The sequence below is a fragment of the Dialister pneumosintes genome (genome assembly GCF_001717505.1).
GTDB lineage: Bacteria > Bacillota > Negativicutes > Veillonellales > Dialisteraceae > Allisonella > Allisonella pneumosinta.
The window spans coordinates 259,765-285,521 of sequence record NZ_CP017037.1 but is presented as its reverse complement, the minus strand read 5'-3'; the positions used below and the strand labels follow the sequence as shown (position 1 = coordinate 285,521).

The window sequence follows — 25,757 nt, the reverse complement described above, 5'->3', positions numbered from 1 at the left end:
TTTATACTCCTTCCGCATTTTTTGTGGACATTGTATACAACTCATAATAAAGACCATGTCGTGAAATCAATTCTTCATGTGTACCTTGCTCTTCAATACGTCCATTGTTAAGAACCAAAATATGATCAGCATGCTTTATAGTTGAAAGTCGATGTGCAATAACAAAAGCCGTACGGCCTATCATTAACTTATCTAAAGCATCTTGCACCACTTTTTCACTTTCTGTATCTAATGCAGAAGTTGCTTCATCTAAAATTAAAATCTTTGGATTCTTTAAAATTGCACGTGCAATGGATATTCGTTGTCTCTGCCCCCCGGATAAAACAACACCTCGATCTCCTGCCATTGTCTGAAGTCCTTGAGGTAATGCTTTTATAAATTCTTCTGCATTTGCTGCCCTAACGGCTTCCCAAATTTCTTCATCGGTAGCATCTAAACGTCCATATAAAATATTATCTTTTATTGTAGTATTAAACAGCATAGTATCTTGTGGAACCATACCAATTTGTTCACGAAGAGAACTTAATGTAACATCCCGAATATCTACACCATCAATATATACAGCTCCACCGGTGACATCATAAAACCTCGGTAATATATTAGCCACAGTTGTTTTTCCTGCACCGGAAGGTCCTACAATAGCAATAGTTTTACCTGCCTGTGCAGTAAAATCAAAGTCTTCCAAGATCGGATGTCCTTCATTATAATGAAATTTTACATGCTTGAATTTCACACAACCGTCATTAATAACCAACTCTTTTGCGTTTTCTTTTTCAATCGTATCAGGTCTAGTATCCAATATATGGAAAACACGATCAGCCGCAGCTAAAGATTTCTGAATATTTCCTACTGCTTCTGCCACTCGCTTTACAGGGTTTGCCAAGTTAATCGCATACATTAAAAAAGCTATAAGCTCCCCACTGGTCATTACTCCATTAATGACAGACATGCCTCCATACCAAATGATAGCAGTAACAGCAAATGCAGAGAAGAATTCAACAAAAGGAGTCATTTGACTCTGTTGTCGAATCGTTCGTACCGTTGCGTTAAAGTTTGATTCATTAACACTCTGAAAACGTTGAATTTCAAAATCTGTTCGATTAAAGCTTCGAATGATTCTTACACCCTGAATAGTTTCTTGCAGCATAGAGGTTACATCTGCCAATTTTTCTTGTACAGTTCGACCGCTATTATGTAGTTTACGTCCAAAAAAGCGAATGGTTCCGGTAACTAAAGGTACAATGACCAAACAAAGAATCGTTAATTTCCATTGTAAATACACCATGGAAATAAAAGAACCAATGAATATTAACCCTTCTTGCACCAAACTTACAAAGTTTTCTACAATAGCACTTTGCAAAGCTGCAATATCGTTGGTTAAGTTACTCATAATTTCACCGGTACGCCTCTTGTCATAGTATGAAATAGATAACTTTTGTAGATGTTTATATAAGGAATACCTTAAATCTGTAATAACCCGTTGACCAATATATCCCATAAGGAATCTATGACCAAATGTAGTAATTCCACGAATAAGAAATACTATGAGAATAGCAGCAATCACCCAATAAAGCATATATACATCTTTATCCATCAATACCCGATCTACTACATCTTTAATTACCCACGGAAGTATTAAATTAGAAGCTGCTACAAATAACATGCAAACAATAGCTATTAAAAGAACACGCCAATATGGCCATAAGTATTCTAATAAACGACGATAACTAGTTATTTTGCTTTTTGACATTGGATTATTCATACGTTTCTTTTCTCCGCAACGTTTAAAATCAGCTCTACAACTCTTTGAACCGCACCACTGTTCCCCAGTTTTTCTCTCACACGTCGAAGCTCAATAACATTTTGGTTCCGTATAGATGAGTCAGTAATCCACGGTTCAATAATTTCTTTAATATTTTTCGGTGTTACTGCACTCTGCAAAAGTTCAGGAGTCACTTCTTTATTTAAAATAATATTTGGAAGTCCTGCATATTTTATATGAACTAAATGCTTAGCAAGAAACCAAGTAATCGGTGATAATTTGTACACCAATACTGTCGGAAGCTCCATAAGCGCAGTCTCAAGAGTAGCAGTACCCGAAGAAGCTACACAAGCGGTACAAATAGACATTAAATCATATTGATTCCTTTCCGTAATTGTTACCGGAAGGTTTCCATTCTTTTGTATAATTTCTTCAAGCATAGATTTAGAGATCGTCTCTGCACGTGGAATAAAAATTTGGCAGTTTACATTTTTTATTAATAGGTTACAAGCCTGTAACATAACAGGAAGTAAATTCATAACCTCATTTTTTCTGCTCCCCGGCATTAATAAAATACGCTTAGCTTCTTTATTGACATTAAAATATATACATGCTTCTTCATATGACATGGAAGTATGTACGGTATCAATCAAAGGATGTCCAACGAAAGTAACTTTAGCACCTGCCGCTTCATATGCTTTTGCTTCAAAAGGAAAAATAGATGCTACAGTATTAACATCACGAACAATATTCTTAGCTCGCCCCTTATTCCATGCCCAAATAGTAGGTGCTATATAATAAACTACCGGAATGCCCATTTGTTTTACCATATGAGCCAATTTCATATTAAATCCGGGATAATCAACACATACAAAAACATCCGGTTTCTCTTTTTCTATAATATCGCGTAAATGTTTGCGTAACTTAAAAAAGAAGGGTAGATGCTTAATTATTTCCACCACCCCTATAATTCCTAAATGTTCAATATCATATACAATACGAACTCCGGCACGTCGCATAGCATTTCCACCCATTCCTAACATTTCTATATGAGGGTGTTTTTGTTTAATCATTTCTGCTACTGCTGCAGCATGCATATCACCGGACGCTTCTCCTGCAGAAAACATAATTTTCATAATTTATTCCTGTTCTACAGCTAAAATAACAATTCCCTTTTTATTTGCTTCTTTAATAACTGCTTCTTGTTCTGCAAAAAGAGTACTATTAGCTTCAATAGCTAATACTTTACATCCACTTTCTTCCATAGATTGCAAAGTAGTAAGCCCAATGGCAGGAACATCAAAACGAGGGTCCTGCTTAGGCTTTGCCGTTTTTACAACTACAGCATCTCCTCTTGCCAACAAACCTCCGCGTTTTATACATGCATCCGTACCTTCAATAGCTTCTACCGCCATAACTGCCTGATTTTTAACAACTACAGTTTGTCCTAAATCCATAGCACCGATTAACTTGGCTGCTTGAAATCCAAACATAATGTCTCTAAATTGTGCTTCGGTAGGTTCCTTTTTAGTAAAAACACCTGCACTTGGCATAAGAGGTTTTAAGTATTTAGTTTGATCTAATACTTCAATACCATCCTTTGCCAACTCGTCGACAAGAGACAACATTATCGTGTCATCTTTTCTATTCCTTAAACTATTTAAAACTTTAAGTGCACGAAGATCCGGTAAATGAAGTCCTTTAAAAAGCCATTCTTTAGTTACCTTTCCTAACATAGTAACTTCCATAGCCTGTTCTTTTACAAGTGTCTTTATAATTTTATTAAGCTTTGCTACATTAATATCATAATATACATCAGCCAATTCTTGGAGCATGGAACTGACCCCCGGAATTACAGCAATACAGACCACTTTATATCCTTGCATATGTGCTGCTTTAATAAACTCTACAGGCAAAGTTCCTATTCCTGCAAGTAATCCAATTGTCTTCATATATTCCCTCCAATATTATTGACTATTCTAATTATTTTACCATATAGCACACTTTATATGGTAAGTTTTATATAAAGAACTCTGCTTAACCTCTTAAAAACTGAAATATAAATTACAAATAAAAAACACATGAGATAAAACTCATGTGTTTTTTATTTGTATAAATCTAAAAGCACTTTTATCGGTATGTCTAAATCGGTTGCATTCGCCTCTACACAAGCAACAATATTTACACCTGTCATTTCTTCAATCATTTTTTTATTATCATAATGCATAATGTTATCTGATTGATATCGATTTAAAACAATACCTCTTATAGGTACATGATGCTGATGCAAATAAGCAACAGTAAGAACCGTTGCATTAATAGTTCCAAGTCCTGCATCAGCTATAAGAACAACACCTAATTCCCATTGCTTTATTAAATCTAATATACCAAAATGAATAGAATCATCCCATCTTAACGGGCAAATAATTCCTCCACTACCTTCTACAGTTAAAAAATCATAAGTATTTGTTGCAAATAAAAAATCTTCCGTTACTTTATGTATGTCTATAGGACTTTGATTTATTTGTGCTGCTAAGTGTGGTGACACGGATTCTTTATAAATGTAAGACACCATTTTTTCTATATCAGCTCCTATAGCTGCCACATCATTCACATATAAAGCATCTTCTGGTTGCAAATTTCCTTTTATATCACAAATAGCGCCGGACAATGCCGCTTTATAATATCCAGCTGCATAATTATATTCTCTTAATTTTTTTATAAGTAATCCTGTAACATAGGTTTTACCGACATCAGTCCCTGTTCCTGTTACAAAAAGGCATTTTTTCATAAATAATCACACTTCTTTGTATATACTATCGTCAAATACAATCACGATAACCACAGTCCACGTCGATAACAAGTATACCCCAAAGTCGCTGCACCTACACATAGTGCAAAATCAGGCAAGATTTGTAATATGCCACAATAGAACAAAGTTGCCCACACACTGATAGGTGCATTTACTACATAATTTGAAAAAATATAAAACCAACTAATTCCTATCGTATAAACAATGAGTAATCCCCCAAAATTAACTGCTACTAAACTTTTGCATGAAATATTTGATAACTTTCTGGAAAATTTACCACAAAACCATGCTTGTATAATAAATCCTATTAAATACCCAAAAGTAGGTTGTAATATATATCCGAATCCACCTCCGGAGGCAAAAACAGGAACCCCTGCCAACCCAAGAAAAACATATACCAATACAGCTGTTCCTCCTAAATTAGCTCCCAATACAAGCCCTGCTAATAAAGTAAATAAAAATTGAAGAGTAAAATAATCATTCCCAATAGGTATGCGAATAAAAGTTCCAATGGTGATAAGAGCTACGAATAAAGTAGATACTATCAATTCTTTTGTTGTTATTTTCATAAATAAGCCTCCATTTGTATACTTAAAATTACAAAACAAGTTTACAATATGTAATTAAATTTGTCAATCTAATTAAATTTACAAAGTTCACAATTTAGTTTCGCTTATATTTTAAAGTATGACTTTTTTAGATATGTATATATAAAAAATAAAACCTTTTGATATATTTATTTCTTATTTCATACCTATACTTTTTATGCATTTTTATTGAAATTAAGAACTCTTGATAATATACTAAAGTTCGTGATTTGTATACTTTTATTAATTGGAGGTCTTAAAGTTGTTTACTACAATCATAAAATGCTTAAATTCTATTTCACTTATTAAACAAATTGCTATAGGTTTATTAATAGGTATTGGTATTGCTTGCTTTGCCCCCGGACTTATTCCCTTAGTCTCTATCTTAGGTAATTTATTTGTAAAAGCACTTAAAGGTGTTGCACCTGTTCTAGTATTTTTCTTGGTCATGAATGCTATGTTGCAAAAAAAGAGTGGTGGTAACTCTTCTATCAAACCTGTTATTATACTTTACTTAATTACTACCTTATGTGCTTCTCTTATTGGAGTAACCTTTTCATTCCTTTTCCCTACTACATTACATTTGCAAACTGCTGACACAAGTATTGCTCCGCCGAGCGGTATTACACAAGTCATTAATTCAATCTTAATGAATATAGTTGATAATCCGGTTAATGCATTAGTAAATGCTAATTATATTGGTATTCTGTCATGGGCAATCATTATTGGATTAGCTTTACATGCTGTTGCAAGCGATGCTACAAAAAGTTGTTTAGATGATTTAGCAAAAGGTATGACTAAAGTAGTTACTTGGGTTATTCATTTCGCACCATTCGGAATTATGGGATTAGTTTCAGAATCCATTGGAGATAATGGACTCTCTACATTATTTACCTATATTCATTTATTAGCAGTTCTTATAGGCGGATATGCTACGGTAGCATTTATAATTAACCCTTTAATTGTATTCATTTGTACTCATAGAAATCCTTATCCACTAGTTTTCACTACGATACGTGAAAGTGCTTTATATGCATTTTTTACTCGCAGTTCTGCTGCCAATATTCCGGTAAACCTTTCCCTCTGTAAACGTTTAGGACTAAATCCCGATTCTTATTCAATTACGATTCCTTTAGGATGTACGATTAATATGTCCGGAGCAGCTATCACTATTTCAGTTATGGCTTTAGCAACAGCACATACGCTCCAAATTGCAATTGATATTCCTACAGCGCTTCTTTTATGTATTATTTCTGCTATCGGTGCAGCAGGAACCTCCGGAGTAGCAGGAGGCTCTCTATTATTAATTCCGGTAGCTTGTGCATCTTTCGGAATCAGCAACGATATTTCAATGCAAGTCGTAGCAGTAGGCTTTATTATCAGTGTATTGGAAGATTCTTGTGAAACAGCTCTCAATAGTTCCAGTGATGTACTCTTTACCGCTACTGCCGAATTTGCTCGTCGTGCTAAAAATGGTACACTTAGACAAGAAGATATGATTCCTAAAAAACAATAAATATAGCATATAAAAAGGACTTCTTATAAGAAGTCCTTTTTATATGCTATATACCTATTTCTATTAATAATATTTTCTTATCCAAAATTTATAATCATGCTAACAACATAAATAAACTTTTGATTAAAATTATTTATATGATGTTTATATGAACATAGTTCCCTTAATCCTTTTTATATATTACAAATTGTCATTTGTTAAATGATAATCAATCATGTATACTTACCAATATCAACAACAACTCAAAAAGGTTTTTCCTTTAAATGAATTTGTTGTCACATGTAGTTATATGAAGAAAGGGGAAATCTTAATTGTTTAAATCTATAGCTGCTTTATTGAAAAGAATACCGCTTATCTACCAAATTCTAGTAGGTCTTGTTATCGGTATATCAGCAACCATAGTTGCTCCGGAAGTGGTTCCATTTCTTAGTATTTTTGGTAATTTATTTGTAAAAGCACTTAAAGGTGTTGCACCCTTACTAGTATTCATTCTTGTATTGAATGCTATGATTCAAAGGAAAAAAGACGGCAATATCACAATGAAGCCAATCGTTATTCTTTATGTATTCGGCACTTTTGCGGCTTCTATTGTAGGCGTTGCCATGTCATTTCTCTTCCCAACTAATTTACATTTGCAATTAGCAGATGCCAGTGTTAAAGCGCCAAGTGGAATTGCAGAAGTTCTTCACAATGTAATTCTAAACATTGTTGACAACCCGGTTAATGCATTAATAAATGCCAACTATATTGGAATCCTAGCATGGGCTCTTATTATTGGATTTGCATTACACTCTTCTGCCAGCGACTCTACTAAATCTTTCTTCCAAGATTTAGCTACCGCAATCACTAAGGTAGTAACTTGGGTTATTAGATTCGCACCAATTGGTATCATGGGTCTCGTAGCTGAATCTGTGGGTGCTAGCGGTCTCTCTGCACTATTAGGATATGTACAATTATTAGGAGTACTTATCGGTTCTTATGCACTTGTATCCTTAGCTATGAATCCATTGATTGTATTCCTTTATACACACAAAAACCCATTCCCGTTGGTATGGACCACACTTCGTGAAAGCGGATTATATGCATTCTTTACAAGAAGTTCTGCCGCTAACATTCCAGTAAACTTAGATCTTTGCAAACGTTTAGGTTTAAATCCGGATATATATACGATTTCTATTCCTCTCGGTGCAACCATTAACATGGCAGGTGCATCCATTACAATTTCTGTGCTGGCATTAGCTGCTGCACATACTTTAGGAATAGCGGTTGATTTCCCAACAGCATTACTACTTTGTTTAGTTTCTACTGTAGGTGCATGTGGTGCATCCGGTGTAGCAGGCGGTTCTTTGTTATTAATTCCGGTAGCATGTGCTTCTTTCGGAATCAGTAATGATATCGCAATGCAAGTGGTTGGTGTCGGATTTATCATTAGTGTGTTAGAAGATGCTTGTGAAACCGCTCTTAACAGTTCTAGCGATGTACTCTTTACCGCTACCGCTGAATTTGCTCAACGTGCTAAAAATGGTACACTTTCTTCATCAAATATGGTGCCTAAACTTTAATAAAAAAATAAAAAAACACTCAGAAATTTCTGAGTGTTTTTTTCTATACTTCAAAAGTAACCTTCATATGTAAATCACAGTAACTTTCAATGAAATCATTTATATATATAACTACTTCTTTATATGCCGATTTACCTATTACTCCATAAAAATGTTCTCCCCACTGGTGTTTTTGTAAAGATTGTAGTAAAACATATGCTTCCTTTGATATCGAATAGTTGGACAAAGGCTCTTGCTCCAGAGGATTAAATCCTGAAACTGTTAAAAGTTGCAAGGAAGTTATAAGTGCACATACAGATTTATTATGAATTCTAGCAGAAAAAGCTCCTTGTAGAATAATTTGCCACGCCAATAAATCAGAATCTAAAGGTGCAAATAGTATCTTCATCAGGGCACTGACAAAATACCAATTATTAACTTCCTTATAAGAGCACTGTAACATATTAAAAAGAAGCTGCCCCTCGTATTGGGTCATAATAAATAACTCGTCTTTAATCATCACTGTTATTCGAAGTAATGCATACGGAGTTAGATACCCACTCCCATACTTCTTTATAGTTGATTCTGAAGTAAATACTACTATATTTCCGCTGTCCTTCGTAAAAACATGTAGCAATCTTCCTTTATTTCCTACTTTTTTTACAGAAAGAACAACCCCTTCTTTATTTTGTATCTTGCTCTGTTGCAATTGTTTCATCGAGTGTCTCCACCTCTATATGTGTAGCTATATATGTAGCTTTAACACGACGAATTCGCAGTCCATCCATCCGAATAACTGTAAATTTCCAATTTTCAATTTGAATAGAGTCTCCTACGGAAGGAATCCTTTCCAATATAGAAAAAACATAGCCTCCAATCGTATTAGCACTGCTTTCATTTTTAAAATTGATTCCTAAACAATCTGAGATATCATCTAAAATAACCATCCCCTCAAACTCATAAGAACCATCTGTATGTTTTACAATTTCATGCAAGCCGATACCAAAATCAGCAGGTATCTCTCCCACCAATTCTTCTACTAAATCTTCCAATGTAACTAATCCCACAGTTCCCCCATATTCATCAACAACCACTGCAATATATACACGTCGTGATCTCATACGTTGTGTCAAGGAAGATACCGACATAACTTCGGGAACTACAAGTAATTCTCTAATAATCTTTTTAACGTTGTTTTCGTGCTGTAAATAGCTTTCCATAAAATCTTTTACATGTACAAATCCTAAAATATGATCTTTATCATTCATACAAACAGGATATCTAGTATGCGGTGATTTAGCTATACATTTTCTTTGCTCTTCCATGCTATCTTCATACTCTAGAACTATCATTTGATTTCTAGGAATCATAACATCTTTTACTAATAAGTCAAAAAAATCAAAGCTATTTTTCAATAACTTATTTTCTGTGGTATTTAGTTGACCTCCACTATGACTTTCCTCTACAATGCTACGAATTTCATCTTCAGAATAGGTAAAATCAATTCGATTATGAAAAGGTTGCCCATTATTAGCATACATCTGCTTCAATAACAATAAACACGCCGTAGTTATAGGGTTAAAAACAGTACTTATATATTTGATAAACCAGATAACAGATATTAAACATCCTAAAGGATTCACTAAAGCTTTAGCGGATGCAAATTCAATAGAAAATACCCAAAAAATCACCAACATACAAAGATAAAAGGTGACTTGTCCCACATTCAAAATCCAAGAGATGCCATTATATCCGGCAATAACAAGTACTTCTTTTGATAAAATAACAATTTGCAAAAGAACATAACCATAGGCAATCGATATCAATAAAGTAAATAAATTAAGACTCATAAGAACTTCCGATGCTTTATCATAAAAAGGTTTTACCTTTTGCACCATGTCCGAATCCAATTCTTCATTATCATCTATATAATTTTTTCGCATTCTGGAGAAAGATACATTTGCAATCGTACAAATTCTATTTACATATCCTAAAAAAAAAGAAAATAAAATATATAATCCAATAAGATTCATATGGATACTAATAAAACCCACCTCCTTGTATTTAAAATACTTGTATTCTATTACTTGTGTTCTTTATATCCAAGCTCTCGAAGAATATAATCCTTATTCTTCCAATCACGATGAACTTTTACCCACAAATCAAGAAAAACTGGAGCATTAATTAAATTCTGTATTTCAGTACGAGCCTCTTTTCCTGCTTCTTTTAATAAAACTCCTTTTTTTCCTATAATAATTCGCTTTTGTGACTCACGTTCCACATATACAGTACAACGTATATATACTTTTCCGTTTTCTCTTTCTGAAAATTCTTCTGTAAAAACACCAATAGCATGAGGAATTTCATCTCTTGTTCGAGTAATTATCTTTTCTCTAACAATTTCTTGCACAATATTCCTTTCCGGTTGATCCGTTACCATATCATCAGGAAAGTATTTGGGACCTTCCTTCAAATGTGTTTCTACTATATGTAAAAAAGTATCTATATTTTCCTCTGTTTGTGCGGATATAGGAACAATATCTGCAAAATCATAAATTTTGTTATACTGTACCACCTTTTTCATTAACTCTTCTTTATTAATCAAATCAATTTTATTAAGAGCTAAAATAACAGGCACCTGGCGTTCTTTTAATAAACTAAGAATGTATCTATCCCCTGCTCCTAAAGGATCTACACAAGAACAAATAAAGACAATAACATCTACTTCTGATAATGCATCCACCGTAGATTGACGAATCACTTTTCCAAGTTCACTTTTAGGCTTATGCATACCCGGTGTATCTAAAAAAACCACTTGTGAATTCTCTCCATTCCAAACCCCTGTTATCTTATTTCTTGTAGTTTGTGCATGCCTGGAAACTATAGAAATTTTTTCTCCGAGCACTGCATTAAGTAATGTCGACTTCCCCACATTAGGCCTTCCCACTAATGCAACAAAACCTGAACGAAAAGTTATTTTTTCTTCAACCATAAATTTCTCCTATTTCATATCGATACTTTTAATTTTCATTTATAATTAAACGTTGTAATCCACAAGCACTTAAAATAGCTTCTTCTGCTTGCCGCATGGCCTTTTTTTCTTCCAATTCATAATGATCATATCCTAAAATATGTAAAAACCCATGTACTGCCAAATATGCCATTTCTCGTTCCTTACTATGCCGATATTCTTTTGCCTGTTCTATAGCACGGTCAATATTAATCACAATATCTCCCAACATATTTTCTTCTTCAAGAGTAGCCCCTGCCATTCCTTCATTTAAAGCAAAAGACAAAACATCCGTTGGTGCATCAATATGCCTATATTGACAATTCAATTCCTGTATAAGTGTTGCATCACAAATCAAAACGCTGATTTCTGCATTTTCGGAAACTTGTTGTAATTCAGCCCCTTTATTTAACACTAAATGAATCAAATCTTCTAGCTCTTTGTTTTTAAATGTTTCCTTATCATAACTAATTGTAATATCCATATATCCCTCTTTATTTTTTTATTCGGTTATCTCTTTGTTCATAAGCTCTAATAATAGCCGCCACCAAATCATGTCTTACAACATCATTCTCTGAAAAATGAATAAATTGTATTCCTGAAATATCTTGTAGTACTTCTGCCACATCTACTAAACCACTTTTTGTATGTACCGGTAAATCAATCTGTGTAACATCTCCATTAATAACCATTTTTGAACGAAATCCTAAACGAGTTAAAAACATCTTAATCTGTTCTACAGTTGTATTTTGTGCCTCATCAAGAATAACAAAGGCTTTTTCTAAAGTTCTACCGCGCATATAAGCTAATGGTGCCACTTCAATGATTCCTTTTTGCTGTAATTTTTCAAATTCTTCAATACCAAACATATCTAATAATCCATCAAAAAGAGGTCTCAAATAGGGATTAACCTTCTCTTGCATATCTCCAGGAAGAAAACCTAACTTTTCTCCTGCTTCTACTGCCGGCCGAACCAAAATAATACGTTGTACTTCTTTATTTCTTAAATAATAAGCTGCTAATGCTACTGCTAAATAAGTTTTCCCTGTACCTGCCGGACCTACCCCAAAAGTAATGGAGTTATGCCTTATAGCATCTATATATGTTTTCTGTCCCAACGTCCTTGGTCTAATGATAGTTCCATTTTTTGTGACATTAATAACATCCTCTGCCATTTCATGGAAAGCTTCTATTTTCCCCTGTTGCAGTGCATCTGCTACAGCATAAATTTGCCGCTGACTCAATCGAATATTCCTTTTAAGTAAGTACCTTAACTCGTAAATAAGTTGTATAACTTTTTCAACTTGTAGTTCCTCACCGGTTATACGAATCAAATTTCCCCGTCCAATCATATTACAATTATATAAGTTGCCTATAATATGGAGGAAATGACTATCTCGTTCCATCAAATTTATTGCAACATGAGAATCCTCTATAATAATTTCTTTATCAATTACAAGATTCATTCCGCATCATCCTCTCCACAAAAACGCTGTAAAGCGGATCCATTTAAATAATTGCATCGACACCCTTGCGACAAATGTAACTGTTCTAATTCTACATCAATCATTTTCTTTATTTCCCACCAAGGTTTTCCCTCATTAATTTTTAAAATAGTATCACCTGCAGCACGCCCTACCATACGTTGCATAATCATATCCGGTCGTACATAAGTAAGAAAGAGTATCACACGTTGCACATACTCTTCTATTGGAAGTAAAGTTATATTCCCCAATAAGAATTCTTTAGCTAATATAGTATCTTTTACAATAAATAAAGAATGTAATTTGACTTCTGTTACCGGTAATACAGATACCAACTTAGCCGCTTCTATGACATCAATAGAATCATCCCATGGCAAATCAGCAATGATATGTGTACATAAACCAAATCCATACTTCCCAATTCGAATAGCTGCATCTATAAACTCAGCCACAGTGTGACAACGATTAAGTTTAATCAAAGTATGAGTATTAGCAGATTGCAGACCTAATTCTATAGTAATATCAACTTCATATTTTCTTTGTATTTCTTGCAATACATCTAAATATATATCATTAATACAATCGGGTCTTGTTGAAATATGTAATCGGACTATCCCCGGATATCCGGCTGCATCTTCCATAGCTTTTTTAAAAATCCCCAATGGCATATAAGTATTACTGAAATTTAAAAAATAGGCAATAAATTTATTTGCTTTATATTTAGGTCCTATATGAAAAATACCGTTTTTTAATTGTTCTGAAACTGAAATTTTATGTATTTTCTCATAACCCGCTCCAATACTACCACAAAAAATACATCCTTCTTGTGATAAATTACCATCGCGATTAGGACAAGTCCAAGATAAAGCAATCGGTATTTTATATACCTTTTCTCCATATTGTTTTTTTAATGCATCTGAAAATGTATTATATCGACTCATTAGTACTCCTTCTATTGGTTTTATTATATAATACTGTTACTAAATACGCATTAAATCTTAATATATCCCCTATAAGATGTGTATAATAGAACTGATAATAAAATTACACATCCTTACACTAAGCAAGGAGGACTTATGATACAAATTCAAACCGTACAATTAGCAGTTGTCCCTGGTAATGTGAGAGCAAATTGGAAACTTATAGAGAAAGAAATTCAAAAAGCAAAACAAAAACAGGTTGACGTACTTGTTTTACCTGAAATGTGTCTTTCCGGATATCTCATTGGTGACATTTGGGAACAAGATTCTTTTTTAGAAGAATGTAAACTTTATGGGCAACGGATTATTGAAGCTTCACAAAACTTAACTATTGTTTGGGGAAACGTAGCTGTTGACAGAACTCTTATAGGAAATGACGGTCATGTCAGAAAATATAATGCAGCATTTGCAGCTTATAATGGTAAATTAGTATCTCCTACTAATAGCAATCTCCCTTATACAATCAAAACACTATTACCCAATTATAGACAATTTGATGATCCTAGACATTTTACAAGTATGATTGAAGTAGCTGCTGAAAATCATATGCCTATAGAAGCCACTTTACAACCTTTCCACCTTCCAATCCCTTCACAAAAAGAACCTCTTTGTTGTGGCATTATTTTATGTGAGGATAGTTGGGATGAAAACTATCCCATTCGTCCTATGCATATTTTAAAAGACAAACAAGTAAAATTATTCATTAACTTATCCGCCTCGCCTTTTGCTTTGGAAAAAAATCAAAAACGTCATCGTATGATTTCTAAATTAACAAGAGATCTCCAAATTCCCATGCTATATGTAAATCAATGCGGCATGCAAAATAATGGAAAAAACTGTTATGTTTTTGATGGACAAAGCGCCTCTTATAATGCACAAGGAATTCTTACCGGAGAAACAACTGCTTTTAATCCGTCCAGCACTATATTTTCATTAAACGAAAATATAGGACTTATTACACCTAACGAAGCTACTATTTACGCATCTTCCCCTTCTGTACTAGAAGCTTTACGTTATGGTTTATCTGAATTTTTAAAATCAATTCAGATACATCATGTCGTTATAGGAGTATCAGGAGGTATCGATTCTGCTGTAAATGCAGCCTTATACCGCAGCATTCTCCCCGCTGATCAAGTTTTATTAGTAAATCTTCCTACTCAATTTAACTCCCATGTAACTAAAAATCTTGCTCATCAACTTGCATTAAACCTAAATTGTCCTTATGTTTCTATTCCTATTCATCAACCTATAGCTAATACTTATTCGGAATTACATAACCTTTCTATTCAAACTACAAAGGGGATACAACAACTACCAATTACCTCTTTCATGCAAGAAAATATGCAAGCAAGAGATCGTTCCGGTCGAGTCCTAGCAAGTCTTGCTGCACAATTCCAAGGAATTTTTACTTGCAATGCAAATAAAACGGAACTCACTGTCGGCTATGGCACTTTATATGGTGATTTAGCAGGTGCTATTGCCGCTACAGGAGATTTATGGAAACATCAAATTTATGAGTTAGGTCATAGTCTTAATGCATTCTTTAATCAAGAAATAATACCTGCCGAAAATTTTAACATTAATCCAAGTGCAGAATTATCCCCTGCACAATCTATAGAAAAAGGGCTCGGTGATCCTTTAATCTATGAGTATCATGACTATTTATTAAAAAGTTTTATCGAACCGTGGAATCGTGCCACCCCGGAAACCATTCTCGGTTGGTACATCGATGGTACATTGGATAAACATTTAGGTTGTACAAGAAAATCCAGTGAAATTTTTAAGACTCCATTCGAATTTATTTCCGATTTAGAAAAATGGTGGAACCTTTTCTCAGGATTTTCCGTTGCCAAAAGAATACAATCGCCTCCTATACTTTCCGTGAGTCGACGTTCTTATGGATTTGACCTAAGAGAATCTCAACTTCAACCTTATTACACCACTAAATATTTGCAATTAAAAGAAACTCTATTAAAAAAATAATAAACCTTTAATGTATAAATTTTACACTAACAAAAAACACCCCAGCTATGTGGGGTGTTTTTTACTAACCTTTAAAATATGGTTTAAATGCCGATTCTTTAGGACGTCTATCTTTTGTTTGTTTCTTTTTCCCATAAGAACTCGATTTAGTTCCTCTTCTTCCGCCATGGCGTTCTTCCTCTTTATGGCGTCTAAAGTTTCTATCTCCTCTACGTGAACTATTTCGGAATCCACGTCCACCTTTAAAGCCGTTACGACGACCATATGGTGCTTCCGTACTAATACATACAGGTGTTACATCCGGCTGTTTGGTCAATAACTTAATAGCAGCTGCCACTAAAGTGGTAGAGTCAATATTATTAAGTAATTCTTCTGCATTTTCTCTAAATTCTTCCAGTCCGGAATTTCCGGCTGTTTCTACCAGTTGTGTAATAGCACTTCGTTGATTTTCAGCAATAACCTCAGATAATGTAGGCACTGTTCTCCGTGTAATCTTACGACGAATAGCTCGTTCAATAGCTCTAAACTGACCCATTTCTCTAGAGATTATAAAAGTGATTGCCTGCCCTGTCTGTCCTGCACGACCGGTTCTTCCTACTCTGTGTACATAGATTTCAGGATCTTGAGGCAAATCAAAATTGTATACATGTGTAACGCCGCTAATATCTAATCCACGAGCAGCCACATCCGTTGCAACTAATATGTCTATTGTATTTTCTTTAAATTGCCTAATAACTGAATCTCTTTTAGCCTGTGATAAATCTCCATGAATCCCTTCTGCTGAGTATCCACGCTTCTTTAAAGCTTCTGTTACTTCATCAGCACGACGCTTTGTTCGAACAAATACGATTGCCAATTCAGGAGCTTGCATATCTAATAACCGGCATAATGCATCAAATTTTTGGCGATCCGGCAATTCAATATATTGCTGCTCTACCAAATCAATGGTAACCGTAGATGACTTCACCTTAACTAACTGTGGCTCTCTTAAAAAAGAGTTTACCAAATCACGAATCGTAGCAGGCATAGTCGCCGAAAACAGCATGGTTTGTCTTTCTTCCGGAATCGTTTTTAATATAGTGCGTATATCATCGATAAAGCCCATATTAACCATTTCATCAGCTTCATCAAGAACTAAAATTTGTACATGAGATAAATCAATTGTACCACGTTCCATATGATCCATTAATCGACCCGGCGTTGCTACAATAATATTCGGTTTTTTATTTAATGCTCTAAATTGACGATTAATATCTTGTCCACCATAAATAGGTAATGCATGAGTAGACAAATATTGTGCTAAATGATTAATTTCTTCTGCAGATTGAATAGCAAGTTCTCTTGTTGGCGAAAGTACAATAGCTTGCGGTCCCGGAGCGGAGATATCAATATTTTCTAAAATAGGAATACCAAAAGCTGCAGTCTTTCCGGTACCGGTCTGTGCCTGTCCAATAATATCCTGCTTTTGCAAAGCTACCGGTATCGACATTTTTTGAATAGGAGTAGGCTCTTCAAACCCCATATCACTTACTGCTTTAATAATTTCTTTACTGACTCCTAAATCTACAAAAGTTGTTACCTTTTCTTTACATTGAATTGTTTCATTTGCCTTACTAACTTCCATCTTTTCTCCTTATTATACTTTGAAATTTTTATTTCCTAAACTAATGGGGTTTCGTATCTTATCCATAGTTTTATAATAATTTTCTCCTCTATATCAAGATTGTATTTCTCATCTTTATTTTATTTGATTATTTTATATTTTCTATGTTTTTACTGTAGCACATAACTATATACTTGCTTGTAATGAAAATACGCTCCCCTTTACAATTGCTCTTTATTGTAACACATATTCAACTCACATAGCGACAAATATTATTTATGGTATAAAATAAACTTCTTCATAAAAAATAGACGATCAACAGATCGTCTATTTTTTATATTATTTAAAGAACATTGCATAATATCCGCTAATAAAAATATAAAGAACAATAACCGGTAATCCCCAAGTCATATATGTCCGAATCCATGCCGGAAATTTTAATCCGGTTCCTAAATTAACTTCTTCAAAGAAATTGTCCCATCCCCAGCCATAACGAGTTGTACAGAAAGTAAGGTATACTAGACTACCTAAAGGAAGTACATTGTTACTAATAATGAAATCTTCTAAATCTAATATTCCACTATTTCCACCCAAAGGATGAATATCACTCCATATATTAAAACCTAATACACAAGGTAACGACAATAAAATAATAGCTGGAATCAATGCGAAAATAACAGTATTTCTTTTTAAATTAAACAATTCTCCAAAACAGGTAGTTAAATTTTCAAAGATAGCAATTACTGTAGAAAAAGATGCAAATATCATAAATAAGAAAAATAAAGAGCCCCAAATTTGTCCGCCAGGCATATTAGAAAACACACTAGGTAAGGAAACAAATAATAAATTAGGACCACTTCCCGGATCCACTCCATAACTAAAACAAGCAGGGAATATAATAAGTCCCGCAACAATAGCAACAAAGGTATCCAAAAGTATAATTAAAATACCTTCTCCCATTAATCGCTTTTCTTTCCCAATATAGCTACCGAAAACTGCTATGGAACCTTGCCCGATAGAAAGAGTAAAGAATGCTTGTCCCATAGCGGCAAAGATAGCTTCTTGTGCTCCCCCTTCAACAAAACGATTCCAATCCGGTAAGAGATAGTATTTTAATCCATCAATAGCCCCCGGTAATGTTAATGAGTTAATAGCCAAAGCAACCATCAACAAAATAAGTACAACCATCATAATTTTCGTAATACGTTCTACCCCATTACGAAGTCCCATAAGACATACCCCGAAACAAATAATGACGGTAAAAATCATACATCCTGCCATTGTTATTGGTTGGTTGAGCAAATCCCCAAATACATTAGATATAGCAGTAGAGTCCATCCCTTTAAATCCGGTAGTAACCATTTTGTAAAAATAGTAAACCATCCACCCGGAAATTGTAGTGTAAAACATCATCAGCAACACATTTCCAGCAATAGCCGGATATTTATACCAATGCCATTTAGTACCTTTAGGTTCCAATGTATCAAAAGATCCGGCAGCACTCATCCGACTACCTCGTCCAACTGATAACTCACACATAACGATGGGCAATCCTAATATTGCTAAAAACAATAAATAGAAAAGAACAAAAGTTGCTCCACCATACTTTCCGGCGATGTATGGAAATCTCCATACATTGCCCAATCCGATGGCACATCCTGCCGATACTAGAATAAAACCTAATCTAGTCGAAAATTTTCCTTGCATACTAACTCCTCCCATGCTACAAATCCTACTGTTAGATGCTATTAGCCATATATATAATACGGTCTTGAAACATCTTTCAAATAGTATATCATATTAAGTCTAGATTCCATATATTTTTGTTATCATGATTATTTAGCAAAAAAGATACTATAATAACCGGTTACAAAAATATACAGCACAATCAATGGTAATCCCCATGTCATATAAACTCTTAACCATTGCGGAAATTTTAACCCTTCTCCTGTATTTACTTCTTGAAAGAAATTCTTCCATCCCCAACCATAGCGACTGGTACAAAATACAAGATATAATAAACTACCTAAAGGAAGTATATTGTTACTTACGAAGAAATCTTCTAAGTCTAATACTCCGGTTCCGGTCCCCAATGGTTGAAATCCGTTCCAAACATTAAAACCTAAAATACATGGTAAAGATAAAATGATTATGGTAGGAATAAGACATAATATAATTTTCTTCCTATCTACATCAAGTAATTCCGAAAAACAAGAAGTTAAATTCTCAAATACAGCAATTACCGTAGAAAAAGATGCAAATATCATAAATAAGAAAAATAAAGAACCCCAAATCTGTCCATATGGCATATGAATAAAAACATTAGGCAAGGATACAAACAGCAAATTAGGCCCACTTCCCGGATCCACTCCATAACTAAAACATGCCGGAAATATAATAAGACCTGACATAACCGCTACAAAAGTATCTAGCATAATAATCCAAATACCTTCACCTGCCAGCCTCTTTTCTTTACCAATATAACTTCCAAAAATAGCTAACGCACCAATACCAAGTGATAGAGTAAAAAAAGCTTGTCCCATAGCAGCAAAAATAACCTCTTGTGCACCATACTCTATAAAGCGTTGCCAATTGGGTAGTAAATAATATTCCAATCCTTTCCCCGCTCCGGGAAGTAACAAGGAGTTAATCGCCAATGCAATCATAAGTGCCAATAAGCAAAGCATCATTGTTTTAGTGATACGTTCAACACCTTTTTGTAACCCTAAATAACAAACACCAAAACAAATCACAACAATACCTGCCATGTATCCAAACATGGTTAACGGATCTGCCAATAGATTTCCAAACAGAATACCTACAGCCTCTGCAGTAAGTCCATTAAAATCGCCTACGAGCATTTTATAAAAATAGTATGCCATCCAACCGGAAATAGTAGTATAAAACATCATAAGCAGTATATTGCCGGCAATAGCACCGTATTTATACCAATGCCACTTAGTTCCCTCAGGTTCCAATACTTCAAATGAAGTAGCTACACTTCGCTGACTTGCTCTTCCGACTGCAAATTCACATGCCATAATAGGAAGTCCTAAAATTGCTAAAAAGCCTAAATAGAACAGAACAAACATAGCCCCGCCATATTTACCTGCAATATAAGGAAATCTCCATACGTTTCCCAGACCAATAGCACATCCTGCTGACACAAGAATGAATCCTAATCTAGTTGAAAACTGTCCTCGCATATTTTCCCTCCTCTTCTACCACTCTGCAATATGCGAAAATATAATGAGTACAGTATATCATACAGTTTCTTGTCTTGCTATATATCCTATATATAAATAATTTATTTTTTATTTTAAATATTTTGTATAAGCTGCTTGAATTTTTTCAAAATCGGATTGATAACTACCTTGAATCATTTCTACTTTACCACCACCTCTACCACATAACTCATGATTAAGTGTTTTTCCCAATGCTTTCATATCTTTCTCTCTACTTCCAATTACATAATTAAAATAAGAATCCGCTTTCTTAGATATAATCATCGCTGTTTGTGCCACTTTATTTTTTAATAAAAATTCACAAAACCTTCTAATCTCAAGATTTGTCATATGTGGTTCATATAAAAAAACACTTTTACTATCCTTAGGTATGTTCTCTGCTTTTGCTTTGTAATAAAATTCATAAATTTCTTGTACACGCTGTTTTAAAGAAACTGTGTCCTGTAACACTTTTTCAACAGCATCTGCTATTTCATAAGGCTTTGTCGAAAACATATTTGATATTTTACTATTTAAATTATGCTTCGTATTATAATCAGCCATAGCCCGACTACCAAAAACAACTTCTAAACGAACACCGGTTTTATGTTTTGCTATAGAAAGAATTTTCATTAACCCAATCTCTCCGGTATTAGCAACATGAGTTCCGCAACATGCACAACAATCGGCACCGGGATATTCTACCAATCGTACTTTCCCTGTTATTTCTTTTTTACTTCTATAGTCCATATACTCTAATTCTTCCTTAGTAGGATATCGTTCAAAACTATTTGCATTACTCCAAATATAAGAGTTAACCTCTTTTTCTATCGCATACGCATCTTCAGTACTAATAAAACCGTTAAAATCCACAGTTACTATATGGTCATTCATATGAAATCCCACATTATCATAACCATATCTTTTATGAATAATCCCCGAAAGAATATGTTCTCCTGAATGCTGCTGCATATAATCAAAACGTCTCTGCCAGTCCAGAACACCATGCACACAAGTCCCTTTCATTAAAGGTTCTTGCATAAAGTGTATAATAATATCATTTTGTCGTTTTACATCTATAACCGAAATCTTATTTAACCATCCTCTATCTGCAGGTTGTCCACCACCTTCCGGATAAAAAGCTGTATTATCTAAAATGACCTCATATCCCTTATTCCCCCTCTTACAACTAACAACAATGGTATCAAACTCACGTATATATGCATCTTGATAAAACAATTCATTCATCTCTCTCATATTTCATAAAATCCTTTCTTATTAAATCATCTACTTTTATTACGATAATCCTTATAAATTAAAATAAAGTTTGTCATTAAATAACAAACTTTATTTCTTAATTTTATTTACATATATTTTACTGCTTTTATAATCTCATTTGCATTAGAAACTATAGTAGAAGCGCCTGCTGCCAACAAAGACTTTCTATTCCTATATCCCCAATCTACAGCAATAGAATGTACTTTTGCATTATGTGCAGTATATACATCCACGTCAGAATCCCCAACATAAACAGTAGAGGCTGCAGTTACTTCCAACTCTTTTAAAATAGATAATAAACGAGTAGGATCCGGTTTCTTAAAAAAATCTTCTCTTGCGCCTGCTGTTATTTTAAAAATTCCGGGAAAAAAATTATCGCATAATACTTCTACAGCAGGTTCTGCCTTATTTGATAATACTGCCAATATAATCCCCATACTTTTTAACTGTTTTAACATATCTAAAATCCCAGGGTATACAACTGTTTTACTATCGGCATGTTCTACATAATGTTTATAAAAAAAATCACAAGCTTCTTTATAAATTCCTTTTTCTACATCTTTAGGTAATGCATCTTTAATTAACCTTGCTATTCCATAGCCTACAAAACTTCGAATAGTTTCTACGGAATGTTCCGGGCAAGATACTTTACGCATGGCAGCATTGACAGAAAAAGCAATATCTTCCAGTGAGTCCAATAAAGTTCCATCTAAATCAAAAACCACTGCTTTAATCGTCATATTCTTTCAGCTCCTATTTCTATAAATATAATTTCTTTTAGTATATCATGAGTTTATATAACAACTAAAAAGACCTACCCCTCAAGGTAAGTCTTTTTATAATTACTTTTTCGTTAAAAATTGTGTAAGACTGCTAAAATGAATTTTTTCTAAAGCAATAAATAACATTGGAACAATAAAGATTTGGAATATAGTTGCTGAAGTAACCCCAAATACTACTGCAATCCCCATTTCAGACCTTGAAACAGATCCTGCTCCTGATGATAATGCCAAAGGAATATTTCCTAAGATAAATGCTAAAGAAGTCATTAGTATTGGGCGCAAACGAATTTCCGAGGCTTCAATAGCTGACTCTACTATATCCATACCATTATCAACGCGAACCTTAGCATATTCAACAATCAAAATCGCATTTTTTGCTGCCAATCCAATAATCGTCAACAATCCGATTTGAAAGTATATGTCATTATAAACATTGAACAAAAATGCGGCAATTGTAGCACCAAAGAAACCAGTCGGTAAACCAAACAAAACAGTAAACGGAATTTTCCAACTTTCATATAACGCTGCTAAAGAAAGGAATACAAACAAAATTCCTAATGATAATGCATAAACTGTCTTGCTTCCTGCCTCCACTTCCTGTTGTGAGGATTCTGCAAAAGCATAACTATATCCACTAGGAAGAACTTCTTTTGCTACATCTGCCAAAGCATTCAACGCCTGACCGGAAGAGTATCCTTCTGCATTACTTCCGCCAATCTTAATGGCAGGGAAATTATTAAATCGAGTGATTACGGCTGCTGTACTCGTTTGTGTAGGTGTAATAAAGTTTCCTATAGGAACCATATTTCCCATACCATCTCGTACAGTAACATATTTATTATCACTCACATTCATACGATAAGGGGTATCGCCCTCTGCAATAACTTTAAAATTACGCCCATAGGCAGTAAAGTCATTAATAGAAGCCCCACCATAGAAGGTAGCTAATGTACTGAAAACATCTCCAATATTAACTTGATTCTTTTGTGCTTTCAAACGATTAACATCATATTTATAAGCAGGTGTATCCATACGGAAAGTTGTATAGGCTTTACTAATTTCAGGTCTTTGATTAGCTGCTGCCAAGAATTTCCCTACTATAGCATTCATTTCCTCCATGCTACTACCATTTTTATTTAAAATATATAGGGAAAATCCGCCGGATACGCCTAATCCGGGAATAGGAGAAGGGTTTAATGCAATGACATTAGCACCAGGATTCATAGCTCCATAAGCAAAAGCTTTACCAATTAATGCATTTACCGATTGTTCCGGTGAATTTCGTTCTTTCCATGACTTCAATTTTACGAAAGAAGTCCCCGCATTAGCTTTTTGCCCTCCAGATAAAATATCAAACCCGGTAATCCCCAAAGTAGATTCTACGCCGGCTTGCTGTTCCATAAACTTTAAGAATCCTGAAATTTGTTGATTCGTCCTAGTATTTACAGCACCTTCAGGCAAACTAAATGCTGCCAAAAAATAACCATTATCTTCTTGTGGTAAGAAAGCTGTCGGTAATTTAATAAATAACCCAACAGAGATTATAGTTATGCCTACCAATACACCTAAAGGAATCATAATTCGCTGTGCCAATTTACGTAAAAAGATTCCATATACCTTAACCATACGATCAAAATAATCATTAAAGGTGTCCCATACTTTATTCAAGTGACTACGTTCACCAGATTTTTTCTCTATCTCTTTAAGCATAGACGCACAAAGTGTAGGTGTTAGAGATAATGCAGTAAATGCAGAAATAACTACTGAAATTGCAATAGTCAAAGCAAACTGCTTATATAAAATTCCCATAACTCCGCCAAGAAAAGCTACCGGGACAAAGACAGCTGCCAATACACAGGCCACCCCAATTACAGGTCCCTGTACTTTTTTCATAGCTATATAAGTAGCTTCCTTTGGTGTTTTATTGTTATATCGCATCTCGTATTCAACTGCTTCTATAACAACAATAGCATCATCTACAACCAATCCGATAGCTAATACCATCGCGAACAAAGTTAATGTATTGATAGTAAAACCAAGTACTTCAAAAGATGCTAACGTTCCTAGTAAAGAAACAGGAACTGCAATCATAGGAATAAGAGTAGATCTCCAATTTTGTAAGAATACATAAACGATTAATGCAACAAGAAGCAATGCCTCAAAAAAGGTTTCTATAACTTCACCGATAGATGCATTGATAAAATCTGTATTATCTGTATTAATAGAATACGTCATATCTTCAGGAAAGCTCTTTGCGTCTTCTGCTACTTTGGCTTTAATTTTTCCTAAAGTTTCCACAGCATTAGCATCATCAGTTAAGGAAAATGCAATAGCTGCCGACGGTTTCCCTCCATTACGAGCAATAAAGTCATACGACCTTTGATCCATGACAATACGTGCAATATCCTTTAACTTCAATAAAGAACCGTCTTGATTCGTACGCAATACAATAGTTCCAAATTCATCCGGTGTCTTAAGGCGCCCTTCTGCATTAACAATATACTGAAGTGCAGCACTTTCTGTAACAGGTGCCGTACCAATAATACCACCTGCAATTTGTTGATTCTGGACACGAATAGCATTCACAACTTCTGTTGTTGTAATATTATTTTTAGTCATCTTCATTGGATCTAACCATACTCGCATAGCATAATCAGAACCAAATTCCTGTATAGTACCTACACCGGGGATAGTCTTTAATTCATCTAAATAATTAATACTGAAATAATTTTTTAAAAAAGCAGCATCATAAGTGTTATTAGGTGATGTCAGCGCAATAACCATTGCCATATCCCCGGATGATTTTTGTGTAGTTACACCTAAAGTTCTGACAGAGTCAGGAAGAGCTGCCGTTGCTTGGTTTACTGCATTCTGCACACGAACAGTAGCCATATCAGAATCTATACCACTCTTAAACTGTACATTTAAAGAATAAGAGCCATTAGAGTTACTGGTAGAAGACATGCTATCAAACCCTTCTACTGAAACTACTTGCTTTTCTATAACTTCTGCAACCGTATCGTTTACAACCTGAGCATCTGCGCCATAATAACTGGCATGTACAGACACTTGAGGCGGCGTAATTTTAGGATAACGGTCAACCGGTAAAGTAAATATACAAAGAATCCCCGCTATAGAAATAACGAGCGACAACACAATAGCAAATATAGGACGCTCTATAAAAAATTTTGACAT

The 25,757-nt window shown here is 34.3% G+C and carries 20 protein-coding genes; 3 read left to right on the top strand and 17 right to left on the bottom strand.

Translation table 11 applies throughout. The features are described 5' to 3' along the window. Window position 1: 1 nt before the first annotated feature. The 5 genes from BCB69_RS01440 to BCB69_RS01420 form a co-directional block, all read right to left on the bottom strand. Window positions 2-1,762, bottom strand: a complete 1,761-nt coding sequence (locus tag BCB69_RS01440; RefSeq protein WP_418235867.1) for an ABC transporter ATP-binding protein — start codon at window positions 1,760-1,762, stop codon at window positions 2-4. Beyond that, complete coding sequence (lpxB, locus tag BCB69_RS01435; RefSeq protein ID WP_069176794.1) at window positions 1,759-2,898, bottom strand: lipid-A-disaccharide synthase; 1,140 nt, start codon at window positions 2,896-2,898, stop codon at window positions 1,759-1,761. Before lpxB ends, BCB69_RS01440 begins: the two co-directional genes overlap by 4 nt. Window positions 2,899-2,901: 3 nt before the next feature. After that, window positions 2,902-3,714 (bottom strand): LpxI family protein, encoded by an 813-nt coding sequence (locus BCB69_RS01430; RefSeq protein WP_069176793.1) that lies wholly within the window; start codon window positions 3,712-3,714, stop codon window positions 2,902-2,904. 152 nt (window positions 3,715-3,866) lie between these two features. Beyond that, complete coding sequence (bioD, locus tag BCB69_RS01425) at window positions 3,867-4,553, bottom strand: dethiobiotin synthase (protein WP_069176792.1); 687 nt, start codon at window positions 4,551-4,553, stop codon at window positions 3,867-3,869. Window positions 4,554-4,594: 41 nt separating this feature from the next. Further along, on the bottom strand, window positions 4,595-5,143 hold the full coding sequence (locus BCB69_RS01420) for a biotin transporter BioY (RefSeq protein ID WP_022513582.1): 549 nt from the start codon (window positions 5,141-5,143) through the stop codon (window positions 4,595-4,597). 280 nt (window positions 5,144-5,423) lie between these two features. On the opposite strand from BCB69_RS01420, the gene sstT (BCB69_RS01415) reads away from it, so the two are divergent. After that, a complete protein-coding gene (gene sstT, locus BCB69_RS01415; protein WP_069176791.1) occupies window positions 5,424-6,677 on the top strand; it encodes a serine/threonine transporter SstT in 1,254 nt (417 codons plus the stop codon). Window positions 6,678-6,988: 311 nt separating this feature from the next. Then, a complete protein-coding gene (gene sstT / locus BCB69_RS01410; RefSeq protein WP_069176790.1) occupies window positions 6,989-8,239 on the top strand; it encodes a serine/threonine transporter SstT in 1,251 nt (416 codons plus the stop codon). A gap of 43 nt (window positions 8,240-8,282) precedes the next feature. On the opposite strand, the gene BCB69_RS01405 is transcribed toward sstT (BCB69_RS01410), so the two are convergent. Genes BCB69_RS01405 through mnmL form a run of 6 tightly spaced genes read right to left on the bottom strand, consistent with a single transcriptional unit; the run spans window position 8,283 to window position 13,653 of the window. Further along, window positions 8,283-8,936 (bottom strand): recombination protein O N-terminal domain-containing protein, encoded by a 654-nt coding sequence (locus tag BCB69_RS01405; protein WP_069176789.1) that lies wholly within the window; start codon window positions 8,934-8,936, stop codon window positions 8,283-8,285. Next, on the bottom strand, window positions 8,902-10,251 hold the full coding sequence (locus BCB69_RS01400; RefSeq protein WP_022513578.1) for a hemolysin family protein: 1,350 nt from the start codon (window positions 10,249-10,251) through the stop codon (window positions 8,902-8,904). The genes BCB69_RS01405 and BCB69_RS01400 overlap by 35 nt, the downstream gene beginning before the upstream one ends. 50 nt (window positions 10,252-10,301) lie before the next feature. Next, on the bottom strand, window positions 10,302-11,210 hold the full coding sequence (era, locus tag BCB69_RS01395; RefSeq protein WP_069176788.1) for a GTPase Era: 909 nt from the start codon (window positions 11,208-11,210) through the stop codon (window positions 10,302-10,304). A 28-nt stretch (window positions 11,211-11,238) separates the two neighbouring features. Next, window positions 11,239-11,712 carry an rRNA maturation RNase YbeY gene (ybeY, locus tag BCB69_RS01390; protein ID WP_069176787.1) on the bottom strand — a complete coding sequence of 158 codons (474 nt, stop codon included), beginning with the start codon at window positions 11,710-11,712 and terminating at the stop codon, window positions 11,239-11,241. A 10-nt stretch (window positions 11,713-11,722) separates the two neighbouring features. Next, window positions 11,723-12,694 carry a PhoH family protein gene (locus BCB69_RS01385; protein ID WP_069176786.1) on the bottom strand — a complete coding sequence of 324 codons (972 nt, stop codon included), beginning with the start codon at window positions 12,692-12,694 and terminating at the stop codon, window positions 11,723-11,725. Further along, a complete protein-coding gene (mnmL, locus tag BCB69_RS01380) occupies window positions 12,691-13,653 on the bottom strand; it encodes a tRNA modification radical SAM protein MnmL/YtqA (protein WP_069176785.1) in 963 nt (320 codons plus the stop codon). The genes BCB69_RS01385 and mnmL overlap by 4 nt, the downstream gene beginning before the upstream one ends. 135 nt (window positions 13,654-13,788) lie before the next feature. Between mnmL and nadE the strand changes: the two genes are divergently transcribed. Then, complete coding sequence (gene nadE, locus BCB69_RS01375; protein ID WP_069176784.1) at window positions 13,789-15,675, top strand: NAD(+) synthase; 1,887 nt, start codon at window positions 13,789-13,791, stop codon at window positions 15,673-15,675. Window positions 15,676-15,739: 64 nt separating this feature from the next. Here the strand turns inward: nadE and cshA are convergent, their stop codons facing one another. The 6 genes from cshA to BCB69_RS01345 form a co-directional block, all read right to left on the bottom strand. Beyond that, window positions 15,740-17,299, bottom strand: coding sequence for a degradosome RNA helicase CshA (gene cshA / locus BCB69_RS01370; protein ID WP_069176783.1), 1,560 nt, complete (start codon window positions 17,297-17,299; stop codon window positions 15,740-15,742). A gap of 318 nt (window positions 17,300-17,617) precedes the next feature. Further along, a complete protein-coding gene (locus BCB69_RS01365; protein ID WP_069176782.1) occupies window positions 17,618-18,985 on the bottom strand; it encodes a sodium-dependent transporter in 1,368 nt (455 codons plus the stop codon). A 128-nt stretch (window positions 18,986-19,113) separates the two neighbouring features. Next, on the bottom strand, window positions 19,114-20,484 hold the full coding sequence (locus tag BCB69_RS01360; RefSeq protein ID WP_069176781.1) for a sodium-dependent transporter: 1,371 nt from the start codon (window positions 20,482-20,484) through the stop codon (window positions 19,114-19,116). 108 nt (window positions 20,485-20,592) lie between these two features. Further along, window positions 20,593-21,759 (bottom strand): alanyl-tRNA editing protein, encoded by a 1,167-nt coding sequence (locus tag BCB69_RS01355; protein ID WP_083989978.1) that lies wholly within the window; start codon window positions 21,757-21,759, stop codon window positions 20,593-20,595. A gap of 107 nt (window positions 21,760-21,866) precedes the next feature. Next, window positions 21,867-22,520, bottom strand: coding sequence for an HAD family hydrolase (locus BCB69_RS01350; protein ID WP_069176780.1), 654 nt, complete (start codon window positions 22,518-22,520; stop codon window positions 21,867-21,869). Between the two features lie 102 nt (window positions 22,521-22,622). Further along, the gene (locus BCB69_RS01345; RefSeq protein WP_069176779.1) at window positions 22,623-25,757 is read right to left on the bottom strand and encodes an efflux RND transporter permease subunit; all 3,135 of its coding nucleotides are present in this window, start codon (window positions 25,755-25,757) and stop codon (window positions 22,623-22,625) included.

Excerpts from the sequence above, each read along its gene's own strand:
- BCB69_RS01400 (WP_022513578.1), bottom strand. The coding sequence starts at position 10,251 with ATGAATCTTATTGGATTATATATTTTATTTTCTTTTTTTTTAGGATAT.
- ybeY (WP_069176787.1), bottom strand. The coding sequence starts at position 11,712 with ATGGATATTACAATTAGTTATGATAAGGAAACATTTAAAAACAAAGAG.
- cshA (WP_069176783.1), bottom strand. The coding sequence starts at position 17,299 with ATGGAAGTTAGTAAGGCAAATGAAACAATTCAATGTAAAGAAAAGGTA.
- BCB69_RS01385 (WP_069176786.1), bottom strand. The coding sequence starts at position 12,694 with ATGAATCTTGTAATTGATAAAGAAATTATTATAGAGGATTCTCATGTT.
- lpxB (WP_069176794.1), bottom strand. The coding sequence starts at position 2,898 with ATGAAAATTATGTTTTCTGCAGGAGAAGCGTCCGGTGATATGCATGCT.
- BCB69_RS01430 (WP_069176793.1), bottom strand. The coding sequence starts at position 3,714 with ATGAAGACAATTGGATTACTTGCAGGAATAGGAACTTTGCCTGTAGAG.
- BCB69_RS01350 (WP_069176780.1), bottom strand. The coding sequence starts at position 22,520 with ATGACGATTAAAGCAGTGGTTTTTGATTTAGATGGAACTTTATTGGAC.
- BCB69_RS01420 (WP_022513582.1), bottom strand. The coding sequence starts at position 5,143 with ATGAAAATAACAACAAAAGAATTGATAGTATCTACTTTATTCGTAGCT.
- BCB69_RS01360 (WP_069176781.1), bottom strand. The coding sequence starts at position 20,484 with ATGCGAGGACAGTTTTCAACTAGATTAGGATTCATTCTTGTGTCAGCA.
- BCB69_RS01440 (WP_418235867.1), bottom strand. The coding sequence starts at position 1,762 with ATGAATAATCCAATGTCAAAAAGCAAAATAACTAGTTATCGTCGTTTA.
- BCB69_RS01355 (WP_083989978.1), bottom strand. The coding sequence starts at position 21,759 with ATGAGAGAGATGAATGAATTGTTTTATCAAGATGCATATATACGTGAG.
- nadE (WP_069176784.1), top strand. The coding sequence starts at position 13,789 with ATGATACAAATTCAAACCGTACAATTAGCAGTTGTCCCTGGTAATGTG.
- mnmL (WP_069176785.1), bottom strand. The coding sequence starts at position 13,653 with ATGAGTCGATATAATACATTTTCAGATGCATTAAAAAAACAATATGGA.
- BCB69_RS01365 (WP_069176782.1), bottom strand. The coding sequence starts at position 18,985 with ATGCAAGGAAAATTTTCGACTAGATTAGGTTTTATTCTAGTATCGGCA.
- era (WP_069176788.1), bottom strand. The coding sequence starts at position 11,210 with ATGGTTGAAGAAAAAATAACTTTTCGTTCAGGTTTTGTTGCATTAGTG.
- bioD (WP_069176792.1), bottom strand. The coding sequence starts at position 4,553 with ATGAAAAAATGCCTTTTTGTAACAGGAACAGGGACTGATGTCGGTAAA.
- BCB69_RS01405 (WP_069176789.1), bottom strand. The coding sequence starts at position 8,936 with ATGAAACAATTGCAACAGAGCAAGATACAAAATAAAGAAGGGGTTGTT.
- BCB69_RS01345 (WP_069176779.1), bottom strand. The coding sequence starts at position 25,757 with ATGTCAAAATTTTTTATAGAGCGTCCTATATTTGCTATTGTGTTGTCG.